The sequence below is a fragment of the Pseudomonas sp. C8002 genome, assembly GCF_013385765.1.
Classification (GTDB): Bacteria; Pseudomonadota; Gammaproteobacteria; order Pseudomonadales; family Pseudomonadaceae; genus Aquipseudomonas.
In genome coordinates, this window is record NZ_JACAPJ010000004.1 from 87194 (window position 1) to 102946 (window position 15753).

12 protein-coding genes are annotated in these 15753 nt (G+C 61.1%); 7 read left to right on the top strand and 5 right to left on the bottom strand.

Going from position 1 to position 15753, the window contains the following annotated elements:
• The first annotated feature begins 11 nt into the window (after positions 1-11).
• The 5 genes from fadA (at position 12) to HX814_RS05805 (ending at position 5327) form a co-directional block, all read left to right on the top strand.
• Positions 12-1187 (top strand): acetyl-CoA C-acyltransferase FadA, encoded by a 1176-nt coding sequence (fadA, locus tag HX814_RS05785; RefSeq protein ID WP_003218978.1) that lies wholly within the window; start codon positions 12-14, stop codon positions 1185-1187.
• 97 nt (positions 1188-1284) lie between these two features.
• Positions 1285-1521: a DUF1653 domain-containing protein gene (locus tag HX814_RS05790; protein ID WP_008437597.1), complete on the top strand. Its 237-nt coding sequence runs from the start codon at positions 1285-1287 to the stop codon at positions 1519-1521.
• Between the two features lie 114 nt (positions 1522-1635).
• Positions 1636-4257 carry a type I DNA topoisomerase gene (gene topA, locus HX814_RS05795; protein ID WP_177008118.1) on the top strand — a complete coding sequence of 874 codons (2622 nt, stop codon included), beginning with the start codon at positions 1636-1638 and terminating at the stop codon, positions 4255-4257.
• A 126-nt stretch (positions 4258-4383) separates the two neighbouring features.
• Positions 4384-4905 (top strand): DUF6586 family protein, encoded by a 522-nt coding sequence (locus HX814_RS05800; RefSeq protein ID WP_003218971.1) that lies wholly within the window; start codon positions 4384-4386, stop codon positions 4903-4905.
• Between the two features lie 188 nt (positions 4906-5093).
• Positions 5094-5327 carry a hypothetical protein gene (locus HX814_RS05805; RefSeq protein WP_003218969.1) on the top strand — a complete coding sequence of 78 codons (234 nt, stop codon included), beginning with the start codon at positions 5094-5096 and terminating at the stop codon, positions 5325-5327.
• A gap of 112 nt (positions 5328-5439) precedes the next feature.
• On the opposite strand, the gene sulA is transcribed toward HX814_RS05805, so the two are convergent.
• Positions 5440-5913: an SOS-induced cell division inhibitor SulA gene (gene sulA, locus HX814_RS05810; RefSeq protein WP_003218967.1), complete on the bottom strand. Its 474-nt coding sequence runs from the start codon at positions 5911-5913 to the stop codon at positions 5440-5442.
• 10 nt (positions 5914-5923) lie between these two features.
• The gene (gene lexA, locus HX814_RS05815; protein WP_003172575.1) at positions 5924-6532 is read right to left on the bottom strand and encodes a transcriptional repressor LexA; all 609 of its coding nucleotides are present in this window, start codon (positions 6530-6532) and stop codon (positions 5924-5926) included.
• A gap of 262 nt (positions 6533-6794) precedes the next feature.
• Here lexA and psrA point away from each other — a divergent pair, with 262 nt between their 5' ends.
• Together psrA and nagZ are read left to right on the top strand one after the other, a co-directional pair.
• Positions 6795-7502 (top strand): transcriptional regulator PsrA, encoded by a 708-nt coding sequence (gene psrA / locus HX814_RS05820; protein ID WP_003218964.1) that lies wholly within the window; start codon positions 6795-6797, stop codon positions 7500-7502.
• Positions 7503-7672: 170 nt separating this feature from the next.
• Complete coding sequence (gene nagZ, locus HX814_RS05825; RefSeq protein ID WP_003218962.1) at positions 7673-8683, top strand: beta-N-acetylhexosaminidase; 1011 nt, start codon at positions 7673-7675, stop codon at positions 8681-8683.
• 112 nt (positions 8684-8795) lie between these two features.
• Here nagZ and HX814_RS05830 read toward each other — a convergent pair whose 3' ends face one another.
• The 3 genes from HX814_RS05830 to mfd are packed head-to-tail and all read right to left on the bottom strand — an operon-like array spanning position 8796 to position 15526.
• Positions 8796-11486 (bottom strand): DEAD/DEAH box helicase, encoded by a 2691-nt coding sequence (locus HX814_RS05830; protein ID WP_008437598.1) that lies wholly within the window; start codon positions 11484-11486, stop codon positions 8796-8798.
• 9 nt (positions 11487-11495) lie between these two features.
• Complete coding sequence (locus HX814_RS05835) at positions 11496-12065, bottom strand: CsiV family protein (RefSeq protein ID WP_003218957.1); 570 nt, start codon at positions 12063-12065, stop codon at positions 11496-11498.
• Positions 12066-12076: 11 nt separating this feature from the next.
• Positions 12077-15526 carry a transcription-repair coupling factor gene (gene mfd / locus HX814_RS05840; protein WP_003218956.1) on the bottom strand — a complete coding sequence of 1150 codons (3450 nt, stop codon included), beginning with the start codon at positions 15524-15526 and terminating at the stop codon, positions 12077-12079.
• Between the last annotated feature and the right edge of the window lie 227 nt (positions 15527-15753).

Consider the following 15753-nt stretch of genomic DNA (forward strand, 5'->3'; position numbering starts at 1 on the left):
CGAGAATATTTATGAGCTTGAATCCAAGAGACGTCGTGATTGTCGACTTCGGTCGTACTCCGATGGGCCGCTCCAAGGGCGGCATGCACCGCAACACCCGTGCCGAAGACATGTCGGCGCACCTGATCAGCAAATTGCTGGAACGCAACGTCAAGGTCGATCCGAACGAAGTCGAAGACGTGATCTGGGGCTGCGTCAACCAGACCCTGGAGCAGGGCTGGAACATCGCCCGCATGGCTTCCCTGATGACGCAGATCCCGCACACCGCTGCCGGCCAGACCGTCAGCCGCCTGTGTGGCTCGTCCATGAGCGCGCTGCACACCGCTGCCCAAGCGATCATGACCGGTAACGGCGATGTGTTCGTGGTTGGCGGCGTGGAGCACATGGGCCACGTCAGCATGATGCACGGTGTGGATCCGAACCCGCACATGTCCCTGTACGCGGCGAAAGCCTCGGGCATGATGGGCCTCACCGCTGAAATGCTCGGCAAAATGCACGGCATTACCCGCGAAGCCCAGGATGCATTCGGCCTGCGTTCCCACCAGTTGGCCCACAAGGCAACCGTGGAAGGCAAGTTCAAGGATGAAATCATCCCGATGAACGGCTACGACGAGAACGGTTTCCTGAAACTGTTCGACTACGACGAAACCATTCGTCCGGACACCACCCTGGAAAGCCTGGCGGCCCTGAAGCCGGCCTTCAATCCAAAGGGCGGCACCGTGACAGCCGGTACTTCGTCGCAGATCACTGACGGTGCTTCGTGCATGATCGTGATGTCGGCCCAGCGTGCCCAGGACCTGGGCATCCAGCCGATGGCCGTGATTCGTTCGATGGCAGTCGCAGGTGTGGACCCGGCAATCATGGGCTATGGTCCAGTACCGGCCACACAAAAAGCATTGAAGCGCGCAGGCCTGACTATCTCCGACATCGACTTCTTCGAGCTCAACGAAGCTTTCGCCGCACAGGCCCTGCCAGTGCTGAAAGATTTGAAAGTGCTCGACAAGATGAACGAGAAGGTTAACCTGCACGGCGGCGCGATTGCCTTGGGTCACCCGTTTGGGTGTTCCGGCGCTCGTATCTCCGGCACGTTGCTTAACGTGATGAAGCAAAATGGCGGCAACCTTGGGGTTGCAACCATGTGCATTGGCCTCGGCCAAGGCATCTCCACCGTCTTCGAACGTATCTAAACGTTTCGTTGACGGAAGCCGGGGCCCAGTGCCCCGGTTTTTGTTTTTTGGAATTTTTTATATTTTTTTTTAACAAATTTTGTAAGAGGGCCAGAGCATGAAAGTCGAACCAGGGCTCTACCAGCATTATAAAGGTCCGCAGTACCGCGTTTTTAATGTGGCGCGGCATTCCGAGACCGAAGAGGAAGTGGTGTTTTACCAAGCACTGTATGGCGATTACGGCTTTTGGGTGCGTCCCTTGAGCATGTTCCTGGAGACCGTCGAAGTTGACGGCGAACAGGTCCCGCGCTTTGCTTTGATGCAGGCCGAACCCAGCCTTTTTTCCGTGCAATAAAGGCAGGCCGCGCAGAATGCTGCGCTTGACCTCACCTTGTTGCCACTATATATAGCGTTGCCGCGTCAGGCGCCAACCGCCTTTCACTTCTCGAATTCAGGAATTTTCCGATCCATGGGCAAATCGCTGGTCATTGTGGAATCCCCGGCTAAGGCCAAGACCATCAACAAGTACTTGGGTAACGAGTACGTGGTGAAGTCGAGTATCGGCCATATCCGAGACCTGCCCACCAGCGGTTCGGCTAGCGCCAGCAAGGAGCCTGCCGCCAAGCGTGGCAAGGCGGCTGCGGGCGAAGGTCCGGTGCTCACGCCTAAAGAGAAAGCGCGCAAGCAGCTGGTCTCGCGCATGGGTGTCGATCCCGATCATGGCTGGAAAGCCAAGTACGAGATCCTCCCGGGCAAGGAAAAGGTCATCGAAGAGCTGCGCCGGCTCGCCAAGGATGCTGACACCATCTATCTCGCAACCGACTTGGACCGCGAAGGGGAGGCTATTGCCTGGCACCTGCGGGAAGCCATCGGGGGGGACGACAGCCGCTACAAGCGCGTGGTGTTCAACGAAATTACCAAGAAGGCGATCCAGGAAGCCTTCTCCAAGCCGGGCGAACTGGACATTGACCGCGTCAATGCCCAACAGGCCCGTCGCTTCCTCGACCGTGTCGTGGGTTACATGGTCTCGCCGCTGCTGTGGGCGAAAATCGCCCGTGGCCTGTCCGCCGGCCGTGTGCAATCGGTTGCGGTAAAGCTGGTGGTGGAGCGTGAACGCGAGATTCGTGCGTTCAACCCCGAAGAATACTGGGAAGTGCACGCTGACCTGGGCACCGCCAAGGGCAACAACGTGCGCTTTGAAGTGGCCCGCGAGAAAGGCGAGGCCTTCAAGCCGCTCAACGAAGCCCAGGCCATGGCCGCGCTGGAGAAGCTCAAGGCTTCCAGCTACAGCATCATCAAGCGTGAAGACAAGCCCACCAGCAGCAAGCCGTCGGCGCCGTTCATCACCTCCACCCTGCAACAGGCCGCGAGCAACCGCCTGGGCTTCGGGGTGAAGAAGACCATGATGATGGCCCAGCGCCTGTATGAAGCGGGCTACATCACGTATATGCGTACCGACTCCACCAACCTGTCGCAAGACGCGGTGGCGATGGCGCGTACTTATATTGAAAGCGAATTCGGCAAGAAGTACCTGCCGGAGAAGCCGAACGTCTATAGCAGCAAGGAAGGCGCACAAGAGGCTCACGAAGCGATTCGCCCCTCCGACGCCAACACCGAGCCAAGCAAGCTGAGCGGCATGGAGCGCGACGCTGAGCGCCTCTACGAGCTGATCTGGCGCCAGTTCCTGGCTTGCCAGATGCTGCCGGCGCAATACCTGTCGACGACTGTCAGCGTGGGCGCTGGTGACTTCGAGCTGCGTGCCAAGGGCCGTATCCTCAAGTTCGACGGTTACACCCGCGTAATGCCGCAAATCGCCAAGCCGGGCGACGACGATGTGCTGCCTGACATGGCTCAGGGCGATGTGTTGAAGCTGATCAAGCTCGACCCGTCCCAGCACTTCACCAAGCCGCCGGCGCGTTATTCGGAAGCGAGCCTGGTCAAGGAGATGGAAAAACGCGGTATCGGTCGTCCTTCGACCTATGCGGCGATCATCTCCACCATCCAGGACCGCGGCTACGTGGCCTTGCACAACCGTCGTTTCTACTCGGAAAAGATGGGTGACATTGTCACCGAGCGCCTGTCCGAGAGCTTCTCCAACCTGATGGACTACGGCTTCACCGCCGGCATGGAAGAGAACCTCGATGACGTGGCCCAGGGCGAACGCGACTGGAAAAACGTGCTCGACGAGTTCTACGGCGACTTCAAGAAGAAACTCGAAGTGGCTGAAAGTGCCGAGAACGGCATGCGGGCCAACCAGCCGGTGATGACGGACATTCCGTGCCTCACCTGCGGTCGTCCGATGCAGATTCGTACGGCGTCCACTGGTGTGTTCCTCGGTTGCTCGGGTTACAGCCTGCCGCCGAAAGAGCGCTGCAAGGCCACCGTCAACCTGGTGCCGGGCGATGAAATCGCGGCCGATGACGAGGGTGAATCCGAGTCGCTGGTATTGCGTGGCAAGCACCGTTGCCCGATCTGCAGCACGGCAATGGATGCCTACCTGCTGGACGAGAAGCACAAGCTGCACATCTGCGGTAACAACCCGGATTGCAACGGCTACGAGATCGAAGAAGGCACTTACCGCATCAAGGGCTACGAAGGCCCGAGCCTGGAATGCGACAAGTGCGGCAGCGAGATGCAGCTCAAGACCGGCCGTTTCGGCAAGTTCTTCGGTTGCACCAACCCGACGTGCAAGAACACCCGCAAACTGCTGAAAAGCGGTGACGCGGCGCCGCCGAAGATGGACCCGGTGAAGATGCCTGAACTCAAGTGCGAGAAGGTCAACGACACCTACATCCTGCGTGATGGCGCTTCGGGGCTGTTCCTGGCTGCCAGCCAGTTCCCGAAAAACCGTGAGACCCGTGCACCGCTGGTGATGGAGATCGTGCCCCACAAGGACGAGATCGATCCGAAGTACCACTTCCTCTGCGAAGCGCCGAAGAAGGACCCGGACGGTCGCCCGTCCGTAATCCGCTACAGCCGCAAGACCAAGGAGCAGTACGTGCAGACCGAGGTTGAAGGCAAGCCTACCGGCTGGAAAGCGTTCTACGACGGTGGCAAGTGGAAGGTCGAGGACAAGCGCCAGGGCGCTTGATACGATCAGCTACATGCACAAAGGCCGCCTTGATAGGCGGCCTTTTTTTGCGCTTGCAGTGGCCTTGGCTGATCCGTGACACTGTTCAGCCAGCATCACGCTTTATTCGTTGTGGAGACTGCCTTCATGGCCAACGAACTCTATACCCGTACCAACCAGAAAATTTACTTCGCGGGTTTGTCCCTGGAAGCCCTTGGCCGTGCCGAGGAAGGAAAGGAGATGAACGCTATCGCGCTGGTACAGGCCGGGCGTGAAGCCGCGCTGTTCCACCTCTATGGCGCCTTGCTTGGCTTATGCCATGAGATCGCCGGGTTCTACCGTCTGCCGCAGGCCGGCTCGCCGCGTGCGGAAATGATCATCCACCGGGATGTGCTGGAGTCCATGGCCATCCCGGAGTTGGCCGAACTGGTGGAGATGGCGCAAAGCCCGGACAGTTGGCTGGCGCGCTTGCTGGTAGCCCACGCGGAGATGTTCCAACCGCCACGGGTGAAGCACACGCCCAAAGGCGATGTGACCCAGCCGCTGATCGTGGCCGTAAGCCTGGACGAAGAAGGACCCGAGCCGTTGAGCCGGGAAGAGCTGGAAAGCTGGCGGCAGGAGCTGAAGAAGTTGGCCATTCGGTTTCGGGATGGATTGAACGAGTGCTGAAGGCTTTTCGCTGACAACTACCGCTCTTGTGGCGAGGGAGCTTGCTCCCGTTGGGTTGCGAAGCAGCCCCAAGGCTTTTCAGGCCTGGCAGTGTCAGCTGTCGGAGGGCCGCGGCTCAGCCCAATGCGGGCAAGCCCGCTCGCCACAAGACTGATATAATGCCGGCCTTTCGTGGAGAACAGACTTTTATGCCAACGTCCTTTCTGGAAATTGTTGAGTTGCCCGACGGCCGAATCGAGCTGCGCCGGGCTGAGGACGAGGGTTCTCTGGTGATCTTGGATTTTTCCGAGGACGCAAAAGCGTTCCTACAGGGCCAGCACGTGGAAGTGGCAAAAGCCATGTTGAGCGTAGGTGTGCAGATGGCGGGGCGCCTGGCTGAAGGCGAACCGGAAAAGGAAGACGGCCCGCGGATTCTTCACTGAGTCCGTCTGTCGACTTTTTTACAGGCTTCAATTGTGCAGATCGGCTTCTCAATTCTGAAGAAGCCTCGCGTCATGGCGGATCCTGACAGCTGTCAGTTACCCGCGTATCGTTTTATCCCAACCGAATGTTCAAGCTTTGCGCATCACCTGTGCGGGCGGCGCTGATCAGTTGCTGCCTGGCCGCTGTGGTCAGCGGGTTCAGCCAGCTGACCACCGTATGGCTACGGCCCAGGCGCAAGGCTTCGCAGGTCAACTGCTGGGCGCTTTGAGCACCACGGGGTTGCAGCAACAGGATGCGTTCGCGGTTCAGGCCGGCATCCCGCAACCAGGCCTGGGTCAGGCTGGACGGCGGGGCGATCAGCGTCAGCCAGCGGGCGTCCTGTTCCTCGCTCAATTCGCGAAGGATCGGCGCCAACAGGCTCAGGCAGTTCCCGGCAGCACCGCGCAACGACAGTTCACTGAACGCCTCGGGTTCGGCGCTCCAGGGCGCTTCGACCACTTCCTTGAGGATGGGCGCAAGGGGCTGGGCCATAAAGGCCTCAAACAGCGACAGTTGAGTGTGTTGTGGGGTCTGTAGGAACTGCATGATGCCTCCGTTAGCGGCGAATAACGCCGACGCTCAAGCCTTCAATCACCAGGTCCTGATCCTTCAGGTTCACTTCAATCGGCGCGAATTCGGGGTTCTCGGCCAGGAGCCAGACCTTGCTGCCTTCGCGCTTGAAGCGTTTGACCGTCACTTCATCGCCGATACGGGCGACGACGATCTGGCCATTGCGAGCTTCACGTGTGGTGTGGACGGCCAGCAGGTCGCCGTCGAAAATGCCCACGTCCTTCATGCTCATGCCATGGACCCGCAACAGGTAGTCGGCACGGGGATGGAAGAAGGTCGGGTTGATGTTGCAGGATTCCTCGACGTGCTGTTGCGCCAGGATCGGCGCACCGGCTGCGACGCGGCCGATGATCGGCAGTGTCGACTCGTCGGCCTTGGCTTCGAAGCCAGGGATGCGAATACCGCGTGAAGCACCCGGGGTCATCTCGATCGCGCCTTTGCGGGCGAGGGCCTTGAGGTGTTCTTCAGCGGCGTTGGGTGACTTGAATCCCAGTTCCAGCGCAATTTCCGCCCGGGTCGGCGGGTAGCCGTTGTCATCGAGGCAGCGCTTGATAAAAGCCAGAATCTCAGCTTGGCGTGGCGTCAGTTTTAGCATGTTGATCGCTCTGTCTTTTTATACAGTGACTGGGATTATATACAGTGGACTGCGCTTGGCAATCACCGTTTTCAGTCACTCCGCTGGACGGTCATTTATCACCTGTCCTACACACTGGAGACAGCGCTGCCTACAGACCTTGGCGAATGTGATTAAATGGCCATGAAATAGCTGACCGGCCAGCCGCAAACCGACCTGCAGGCTTGACAAGACATAGCTTGAAACGTATGTTTCAAACAAGTGTTTGTCAGGCGGAGTAGCCATGGCCCAGTCGGAAACCGTTGAACGCATTCTCGATGCTGCCGAGCAGTTGTTCGCGGAAAAAGGATTTGCTGAAACTTCATTGCGGCTGATTACCAGCAAGGCCGGGGTCAACCTGGCGGCAGTGAACTACCATTTCGGCTCCAAGAAGGCGCTGATCCAGGCCGTGTTCTCACGTTTCCTGGGGCCTTTCTGCATCAGCCTCGACCGTGAGCTGGAGCGTCGCCAGGCCAAGCCTGAAAACAAGCCAAGCCTGGAAGACCTGCTGGAGATCCTCGTCGAACAAGCCCTGGTGGTTCAGCCACGCAGCGGCAACGACCTGTCGATCTTCATGCGCCTGTTGGGCCTGGCGTTCAGCCAGAGCCAGGGCCACCTGCGCCGCTACCTTGAAGACATGTACGGCAAGGTGTTCCGCCGCTATATGTTGCTGGTCAACGAAGCCGCCCCGCGTATCCCGCCAATCGAACTGTTCTGGCGCGTGCACTTCATGCTCGGTGCCGCGGCATTCAGCATGTCCGGGATCAAGGCACTGCGTGCGATTGCCGAGACCGACTTCGGCGTCAACACCTCCATCGAGCAGGTCATGCGCCTGATGGTGCCGTTTCTCGCCGCCGGCATGCGTGCCGAAACCGGCGTCACCGACCAGGCCATGGCCGCCGCCCAATTGCGCCCGCGCAGCAAGTCAGTACCGGTCCCGGCCAAGGTTTAACCCCTCCCGGGTGTGCGCGGCCGCTTGCATCCGCTAAGCTAGCCGCCCATGCCGATTTCAGCTATTTATCCACAGCCCGTTGCGCTCGCTGAGCGTCCGTCTCCAGATTCAATCCTGGCGATGCGATCTCGCGGGGGCTTCGGGCTGCGTGCGTTATTTAAGGAAGCTATATGACCCAAGCCCTGCAAGGCTCTTTGATGGTGGACGTTGCCGGCACCTGGCTGACGGCTGAGGATCGCCACTTGTTGCGTCAGCCCGAGGTGGGCGGCCTGATCATTTTTGCACGCAATATCGAGCATCCTCGGCAGGTGCGTGAATTGAGCGCGGCGATTCGCGCCGTGCGCCCGGACCTGTTGCTGGCGGTCGATCAGGAAGGCGGCCGAGTGCAACGCTTGCGTCAGGGGTTTGTGCGTCTGCCGGCGATGCGTGCCTTGGCCGACAACCCGAATGCGGAGCAACTGGCCGAGCAGTGCGGTTGGATCATGGCAACCGAAGTGCTGGCGGTTGGCCTGGACCTGAGCTTCGCCCCGGTGCTGGACCTCGATTACCAGCGCAGCGCCGTTGTGGGCACTCGCGCCTTCGAAGGCGACCCCGAGCGCGCCGCCGTGCTCGCGGGCGCCTTCATCCGTGGCATGAACAGCGCCGGTATGGCGGCCACCGGCAAGCACTTCCCCGGCCACGGCTGGGCCGAAGCCGATTCCCACGTCGCCATTCCCAACGACGAGCGCAGCCTGGAACAGATTCGCGCCAATGACCTGGTGCCGTTCGCACGCCTGAGCAAGCAGTTGGCGGCTGTCATGCCAGCCCACGTGATTTATCCACAGGTCGACGCGCAACCGGCCGGGTTCTCCCGGCGCTGGCTGCAGGACATCCTGCGTGGCGAGTTGCAGTTCGACGGGGTGATCTTCAGTGACGACCTGTCGATGGCGGGGGCTCATGTGGTCGGTGATGCTGCCAGTCGTATTGAGGCGGCGTTGACTGCCGGTTGCGACATGGGCCTGGTGTGCAACGACCGCGCCGCCGCCGAGTTGGCCCTGAGTGCTGCCCAGCGCATGAAGGTCACGCCGTCGGCGCGTATCGCGCGGATGCGTGGCCAGGCTGTGGCGTCGACCGAGTACAAGCAGGATCCGCGTTGGTTGGCGGCGTTGGGTGCGCTGCGGGATGCTCAGTTGATCGACTGACAACTGCGGTGCGCCCTTCGCGAGCAAGCCCGCTCCCACATCCGACCGCATTCCTCCAGGGTATATGCGGTCAAATGTGGGAGCGGGCTTGCTCGCGAAGGCGATCTAACAGTCAGCGCTTTTCCTGCTTATGAGGCAACGGCGCAAACAACGCCTCGATATCCTCATTCCCCAACTTCCAATCCCCCGTCGTCCGCCCATCCAGAACGCCCGCCGCCAGATCAGACTTTTCCTGCTGCAAATGCTGGATTTTCTCTTCCACGGTGCCCCGGGCAATCATCTTGTACACAAATACCGGCTTCTCCTGGCCGATGCGATACGCACGGTCGGTGGCCTGGTTCTCCGTGGCCGGGTTCCACCACGGGTCGTAGTGAATCACCGTGTCGGCTTCCGTCAGGTTAAGTCCGACGCCGCCTGCCTTCAGGCTGATCAGGAAGATCTGCAGCTTGCCGCTCTGGAAGTCTTTCACCGGCGTGCGCCGATCCCGCGTCTGACCGGTAAGCAGCGCATAAGCCACGCCACGCTTCTTCAACTCGGCCTCGATCAGGCTCAGCATCGAGGTGAACTGGGAAAACAGCAGAATCCTGCGGCCCTCGGCAAACAGCTCTTCGAGCATCTCCATCAAGCTGTCGAGTTTGCCCGAGCTACTGCCCTTTGCCGGCAGGGTTGCATCATTGACCAGGCGTAAATCACAGCACACCTGGCGCAACTTGAGCAGCGCCTCCAGGATGATGATCTGGCTGCGCGCCACACCCTTGCGGGTAATCTCGTCGCGGACTTTCTTGTCCATCGCCAGGCGCATGGTTTCGTACACGTCGCGTTGGGCTTCGTTGAGGTCGACCCAGTGGATGATCTCGGTCTTGGGCGGCAGCTCGGTCGCCACCTGTTCCTTGGTGCGACGCAGCAGGAACGGCTTGATCCGACCATTGAGGTGCTGCAATCGCACATCGCTGCCGCGCTTTTCGATCGGTACGCGGTAATCGCGGTTGAAGCTCTTCACGTCCCCCAGCCAACCCGGCAGCAGGAAGTGGAACAGCGACCACAGCTCGCCCAAGTGGTTTTCCAGCGGTGTACCGCTGAGGCACAGGCGCTGGCGGGCGTTCAGCTCGCGGGCCGCCTGGGCGGCCTTGCTGTTGGGGTTCTTGATGTACTGCGCTTCGTCAAGGATCAGCACGTGCAAGGGCAGGGCGGCCAGTTGCTCGATGTCCTTGGGCAGCAGGGCGTAGGTGGTCAGCAGCAGGTCGTAGTCCTGCAACTGAGGGAAATGTTTCTTGCGCCCCGCGCCGTACAACGCCATGACTTTGAGCTGCGGCGTGAAGTGCGCCGCTTCGTCGAGCCAGTTCGGGATCAGGCTGGTGGGCATCACCACCATGCACGGGCGGTCCAGGCGTCCGGCGATTTTCTCGCTGAGAATATGCGCCAGGGTTTGCAGGGTTTTGCCCAGGCCCATGTCATCCGCGAGAATCCCGCCGACGTCGAGTTGGCGCAGCGACTGCATCCAGCTCAGGCCTTCCAGTTGATAAGGGCGCAACGTTGCGTTCAAGCCTTCCGGCGCTTCGCAGCTGAAATCCTTGATGTCCCGCAGGCGCTGGGCGAAGTTGCGGATCTTTTCGCCGCCTTCCCATTGCAGCGGCAGGTCTTCCAGCGGGTTCAGGCGAATCGCGTCGGCCTTGGCCAGGCGCAGCGCGGTGGTGCCGGGCTCTTGCAGGTAGAACTCGCCCAGGGTTGCCAGCACCGGTTTCAGCCGGCCATAAGGCAGCGCCACTTGCAGCGGGCCGTGGCCGTTGGGCAGGCCGGGAATGTTCACCAGGATCAGTTCGTCATCACGGCGCCGGGCGAGTTTTTCCGGGTTGAGGATCTCGGTGTGAGAGCGCATCAGGTTCAACAGGATCGGCAGCAAACTCAGGCGTTCGCCGTTGACGATGATCCCCAGCTCCAAGTCGAACCAGTCACGCTCCGGCACTTCGTCGACGCTGGCGTACCAGTCGTCGACGGCGCTCAGGTCAAAACCGAAATCTTCGTCGATCTGTAGTTCCCAACCCTGGGCGCGCAGGTTCGGCGAGGCATTCAGGGTGAAGTTCAGCCACGCGCTGTCATTGACCATCTCGAACAGCTCGCCGGCGCTTTCCGGCAGGGCCTTGCTCTGGCGGGTGGCGATCTTGAAGCCCAGCAGGCGCAGCTGTTCGCGAAACTGCTGCTCCACCTCGGGGTGGCGCTTGATCCGCAGGCTCTGCTGTTCCTGGCGCACGATAATGTCGGCGTTCTTCTGGCCGCTGACGTAGTTGCCCAAATAGTTGAAGGACAACGCCGCGCGATGCTGGATATAACGCTGCATCTTGCCGTTGCGCGGTTCGAAGGCACTGAACTCGATACTCGCCAGCCACAGGCGCGGCACCGGTTGCACGTCTTCCATCACCACTTGCGGCAACACCACGCGGTTATCCAGCACCGCCTGGAGCTTCTCCAGCAACTCGGCATCCTGGGCCGCCGCCGGGTAGGCCAGGGTTTCCTGGACCTTGAGCAGCACGGCGGCGATGTGTTTGCAGTTGGTGTGCACGGGGCACGTGCAGCGGCTGTCCACCAGGATCAACGTGCCCTTGGCGGATTCGCGCAGCGAAATGGTCTGGCGGTAGACATTGCCACCCGAGCCTTCGCAGCTGGCAATGATGGTGCTGTCGCCGGACTCGACGATACGCACACGGTTTTCCAGGGCGTAGCGCCGGCCACGCTCGAGGCTTTGCTCTTTAAAGCGATTGGCCCACGAAGGGGCCAGGGGTTTGGTCAACGACGACGTCAGGGGCATGGTGCTGGATCAGTCCTGGACATCGGGCGGTGGAGCGCTGGGCGGCTTGGCGGTCAGCGAAGTGATCTTGATCAGCAGGGCGAGGTGGCCGCCGTCCAGGTAGTTGAGCTGGTTGTTCTTTGTGCGCACGTCTTGCTGGCTGAGGTGTTCGCTGGCGATGACGCTGCCGTTGGCGTCGAACTGGTTGACCCAGAAGTCTGCGTCGATATCGGTAAAGCGTCCAAGCTGCAGGTTCAGGGTACCTTCGATGGGGAACTGGCCGAACTGTTCCTGGCCATCGCTGATGGCCAGCTTCACCGGTTGCTCACCGAGATTCTGTTCCCAGGACTTGTGCAGCAATACGGTGTAGTCGCTGCTGGCTTGCAGCTTCTCGACAATATTGCCCAATCGTGGCGGGCTCATTTTGTCAGTCCCCAGGCGTGGTGCGCCGGCGTCCCAGTTTTCCGGCGCCGCACGGCTGTTGATCACCGGCTCGGCGTTCTGGCGCACCAGGATCATCTCCACCAGGTACGGGCTGTCGGCGAACGCCGAAGGGGCAACGACCACCAACAACAAGCTCAAAATGCGGAACAGGCGCATTGGGGCGTCCTTCAAGCAGATTTCGGGATGAGGCGCTCAAACAGCGCCTCCAGTGTATTAAAGCGTTCTTCGGCGCGTTCCATCGGCACCATGAATTTGAACAGCGTAGCCCCTTCGAACTTGTAGCGATTGGGCTGGCCCTGAATCAGCTTGATCAGCACCAGTGGGTCCACCGGCGTCTGCGCTTCGAATTCGATACGCCCACCTTGCGGCCCGGCGTCGACCTTCTTGATGCCCAGTTGCTCGGCCTGCAGTTTGAGCAGGGTCAGGCGCACCAGGTTCTTGGTCGGCTCCGGCAACAGGCCGAAGCGATCGATCATCTCCACTTGAAGGTCCTTGAGACCTTCTTCGTCGGTGGCCGAGGCGATGCGCTTGTACAGGATCAGTCGCGCGTGCACATCCGGCAGGTAGTCTTCGGGGATCAGCGCCGGCAGGCGCAGGTTGATCTCCGGGCCGCCACCCAGCGGTTGGTCGAGGTTCGGTTGTTCGCCCTTGCGGATGGACTTCACCGCGCGCTCGAGCATTTCCATATACAGGGTGAAGCCGACGGCCTGGATCTGCCCGCTCTGGCCGTCGCCCAGCAGTTCGCCGGCGCCGCGGATTTCCAGGTCGTTGGTGGCCAGCACAAAGCCGGCGCCGAGGTCCTGGGTGTTGGCGATCGCTTCCAGGCGCTTCTCGGCGTCGGAAGTGATCTGCTGGCGCGGCGGCGTCAGCAGATAGGCATACGCCTGGTGGTGGCTGCGCCCGACCCGGCCGCGCAACTGATGCAGCTGCGCCAGGCCGAACTTGTCGGCGCGCTCGATGATGATGGTGTTGGCGCTCGGCACGTCGATGCCGGTCTCGATGATGGTCGAGGCGATCAGCACGTTGAAGCGCTTGTGATAGAAGTCGCTCATTACCTGTTCGAGTTCGCGCTCGCGCATCTGCCCGTGGCCGATGGCGATCCGTGCTTCCGGCACCAGTTCGGCGAGGTCGGCGGCGCATTTCTCGATGGTTTTTACATCGTTGTGCAGGTAGTACACCTGGCCGCCGCGCAGCAACTCGCGCAGCAGGGCTTCCTTGACCGTGCTTTTGTTCTGCTCCATGACGAAGGTGCGCACCGACAACCGGCGCGCCGGCGGCGTGGCGATGATCGACAGGTCGCGCATGCCCGACACCGCCATGTTCAGCGTGCGCGGAATCGGCGTGGCGGTGAGAGTCAGGATGTCGACTTCACTGCGCAGGGCCTTGAGCTGTTCTTTCTGGCGAACCCCGAAGCGGTGCTCTTCGTCGATGATCACCAGCCCGAGGTTCTTGATCTTCACGTCATCCGACAGCAGCTTGTGAGTGCCGATGACGATGTCGATCTTGCCTTCCGCCAGGTCGGCGATGGCCGCATTCACTTCCTTGGCTGATTTGAAGCGGCTCATCACTTCCACGGTCACTGGCCAGTCGGCAAAGCGGTCGCGGAAGCTGTTGTAGTGCTGCTGGGCGAGCAGGGTGGTGGGGACGAGGATCGCCACTTGGCGGCCGCCGTGCACCGCAATAAACGCTGCGCGCATTGCCACCTCGGTCTTGCCGAAGCCCACGTCGCCGCACACCAGGCGGTCCATCGGCTTGGGCGCCAGCATGTCGGCGCGCACGGCGTCGATGGTGGTTTGCTGGTCCGGGGTTTCTTCGAAGGCGAAGCCGGCGCTGAAGGTGGCGTAGTCGGCTTTTGGGTCGGCAAACGCATAACCTTCGCGGGCGGCGCGGCGGGCATAGATGTCGAGTAACTCGGCGGCCACATCGCGTACCTGTTCGGCGGCCTTGCGCTTGGCTTTCTGCCAGGTCTCGGAGCCCAGGCGGTGCAACGGCGCGAGGGCGTCGTCGCTGCCGGTGTAGCGGGCGATCAGGTGCAGGTTGGCCACGGGCACATAAAGCTTGGCGCCCTCGGCGTATTCCATGGTGAGGAATTCGGCCACCTGGTTGTCGATCTCCAGGGTCTGCAGGCCCAGGTAACGGCCCACGCCGTGGTCGATATGCACCACCGGCGCGCCTTCGCGCAGCTCGGTGAGGTTCTTGATCACCGCATCGTTGTTGGCATCGGCGCGCTTTTCCCGGCGGCGGCGCTGCATCACCCGCTGACCGAACAGCGGGCTCTCGGCAATCAGTGCCAGGGCCGGGTCGTCCAGCAGCAGCCCTTCGTCCAGCGGTGCGATGGTGATCGCCAGGCGATCCTTGCTCGCGACAAAGTCCGGCCAGCTGTCGACGGTTTTCGGCCGCAGCTTCAGGCGTTCCAACAGCTCCAGCAGCACCTCGCGGCGCCCGGCGGACTCGGCGGTAAACAGCACGCGGCCGGGGAAGTCACCGAGGAAATTCGACAGTGCTTCCAGCGGCTGGTTGGCCTTGGCTTCAATCGCCAGGTTCGGCAGCGCTTGCGCCGGGAAGCGCTCGCGGCCGGCGCCTGCATCCACGTCCTGCTGGCTGGCGACTACCCGCGGCCAGTTTTTCAGGCGGGCGAAGCAGTCTTCCACCGGCAGGAACAGCTCGGCCGGTGGCAATAAAGGACGGGACGGATCGACGCGGCGTTCTTCATAACGGTTGCGCACGTCATTCCAGAAATTCTCCGCTGCCTGTTCGATGCCTGGCAGCGAGAACACCTGGGTGTCCTGAGGCAGGTAATCGAAGAGCGTGGAGGTTTCGTCGAAGAACAGCGGCAGGTAATACTCGATACCGGCGGGGGTAATCCCGCTGCTCAAGTCCTGGAAGATCGGGCAGCGACGGAAATCCACGTCGAAGCGCTCGCGGAAACGTGCCTTGAAGCGCGTGACCGCGTCTTTTTGCAGCGGGAACTCCCGGGCCGGCAGCAGCTTGATCGACTGCACCTTGTCGATGGAGCGCTGGTTTTCCGGATCGAAGGTGCGCAGGGTTTCGATTTCGTCGTCGAACAGGTCGATCCGGTAGGGCAGTTTGCTGCCCATCGGGAACAGGTCGATCAACGCGCCACGCACGGCGAACTCACCGTGCTCGTACACCGTGTCGACGCAGCGATAACCGCTGGCCTCAAGCCGGGTGCGCATTTGCTCCACATCGAGCTTCTGGCCGATATCCAGCACCAGGCTGCTGCCCAGCAGGAACTTGGTCGGTGCCAGGCGGTGCAGGGCCGTGGTGATCGGCACCACCAGCACGCCGTGGGCCAGTTCCGGCAAGCGGTACAGGCTGGCGATGCGCTGGGAAATGATGTCCTGGTGCGGCGAGAACAGATCGTAGGGCAGGGTTTCCCAGTCCGGGAAATGCAGTACCGGCAAATCGGGGGCGAAGAAACTCAGCTCCTGTTCCAGCCGCTCGGCACTTTGGCTGTCGGCGGTGAGCAGCAGGGTAAAGCGCTTGGCAGCGCTGGCAGCCTCGGCGATGGCCAGGCTCAGGGCGGCACCGGGCAGATTGCCCCAGTGCTGTTTACCTGCCGCGGCAGGGAGAAGCGGTAGACGCAGAACGGGCACGGAAGGTTGAGCTCCAAGCGTTGCGACAAAGTCGGTAATTGTAACGGCCCGGAGTGCCGCCTGTCAGTTGCTGACTGAGCCTATTACGGTTTGTAGGAAATGTAGTGGCTAAGACAAACAAAGGTGCCTTTTGACTCATTATGTAGTGCCGAAATCGGTGTATGTTTCGGAGGGTTACGGACACTTTGTCACATTGGTCCAACAGGGGGTGCGCTGGAAGCCGCGTA

Coding starts and splice junctions, on each gene's coding strand:
- HX814_RS05835 (WP_003218957.1), bottom strand. CDS start 12,065: ATGCGCCTGTTCCGCATTTTGAGCTTGTTGTTGGTGGTCGTTGCCCCT.
- lexA (WP_003172575.1), bottom strand. CDS start 6,532: ATGCTAAAACTGACGCCACGCCAAGCTGAGATTCTGGCTTTTATCAAG.
- HX814_RS05805 (WP_003218969.1), top strand. CDS start 5,094: ATGCCAACGTCCTTTCTGGAAATTGTTGAGTTGCCCGACGGCCGAATC.
- psrA (WP_003218964.1), top strand. CDS start 6,795: ATGGCCCAGTCGGAAACCGTTGAACGCATTCTCGATGCTGCCGAGCAG.
- sulA (WP_003218967.1), bottom strand. CDS start 5,913: ATGCAGTTCCTACAGACCCCACAACACACTCAACTGTCGCTGTTTGAG.
- HX814_RS05800 (WP_003218971.1), top strand. CDS start 4,384: ATGGCCAACGAACTCTATACCCGTACCAACCAGAAAATTTACTTCGCG.
- nagZ (WP_003218962.1), top strand. CDS start 7,673: ATGACCCAAGCCCTGCAAGGCTCTTTGATGGTGGACGTTGCCGGCACC.
- HX814_RS05830 (WP_008437598.1), bottom strand. CDS start 11,486: ATGCCCCTGACGTCGTCGTTGACCAAACCCCTGGCCCCTTCGTGGGCC.
- fadA (WP_003218978.1), top strand. CDS start 12: ATGAGCTTGAATCCAAGAGACGTCGTGATTGTCGACTTCGGTCGTACT.
- HX814_RS05790 (WP_008437597.1), top strand. CDS start 1,285: ATGAAAGTCGAACCAGGGCTCTACCAGCATTATAAAGGTCCGCAGTAC.
- topA (WP_177008118.1), top strand. CDS start 1,636: ATGGGCAAATCGCTGGTCATTGTGGAATCCCCGGCTAAGGCCAAGACC.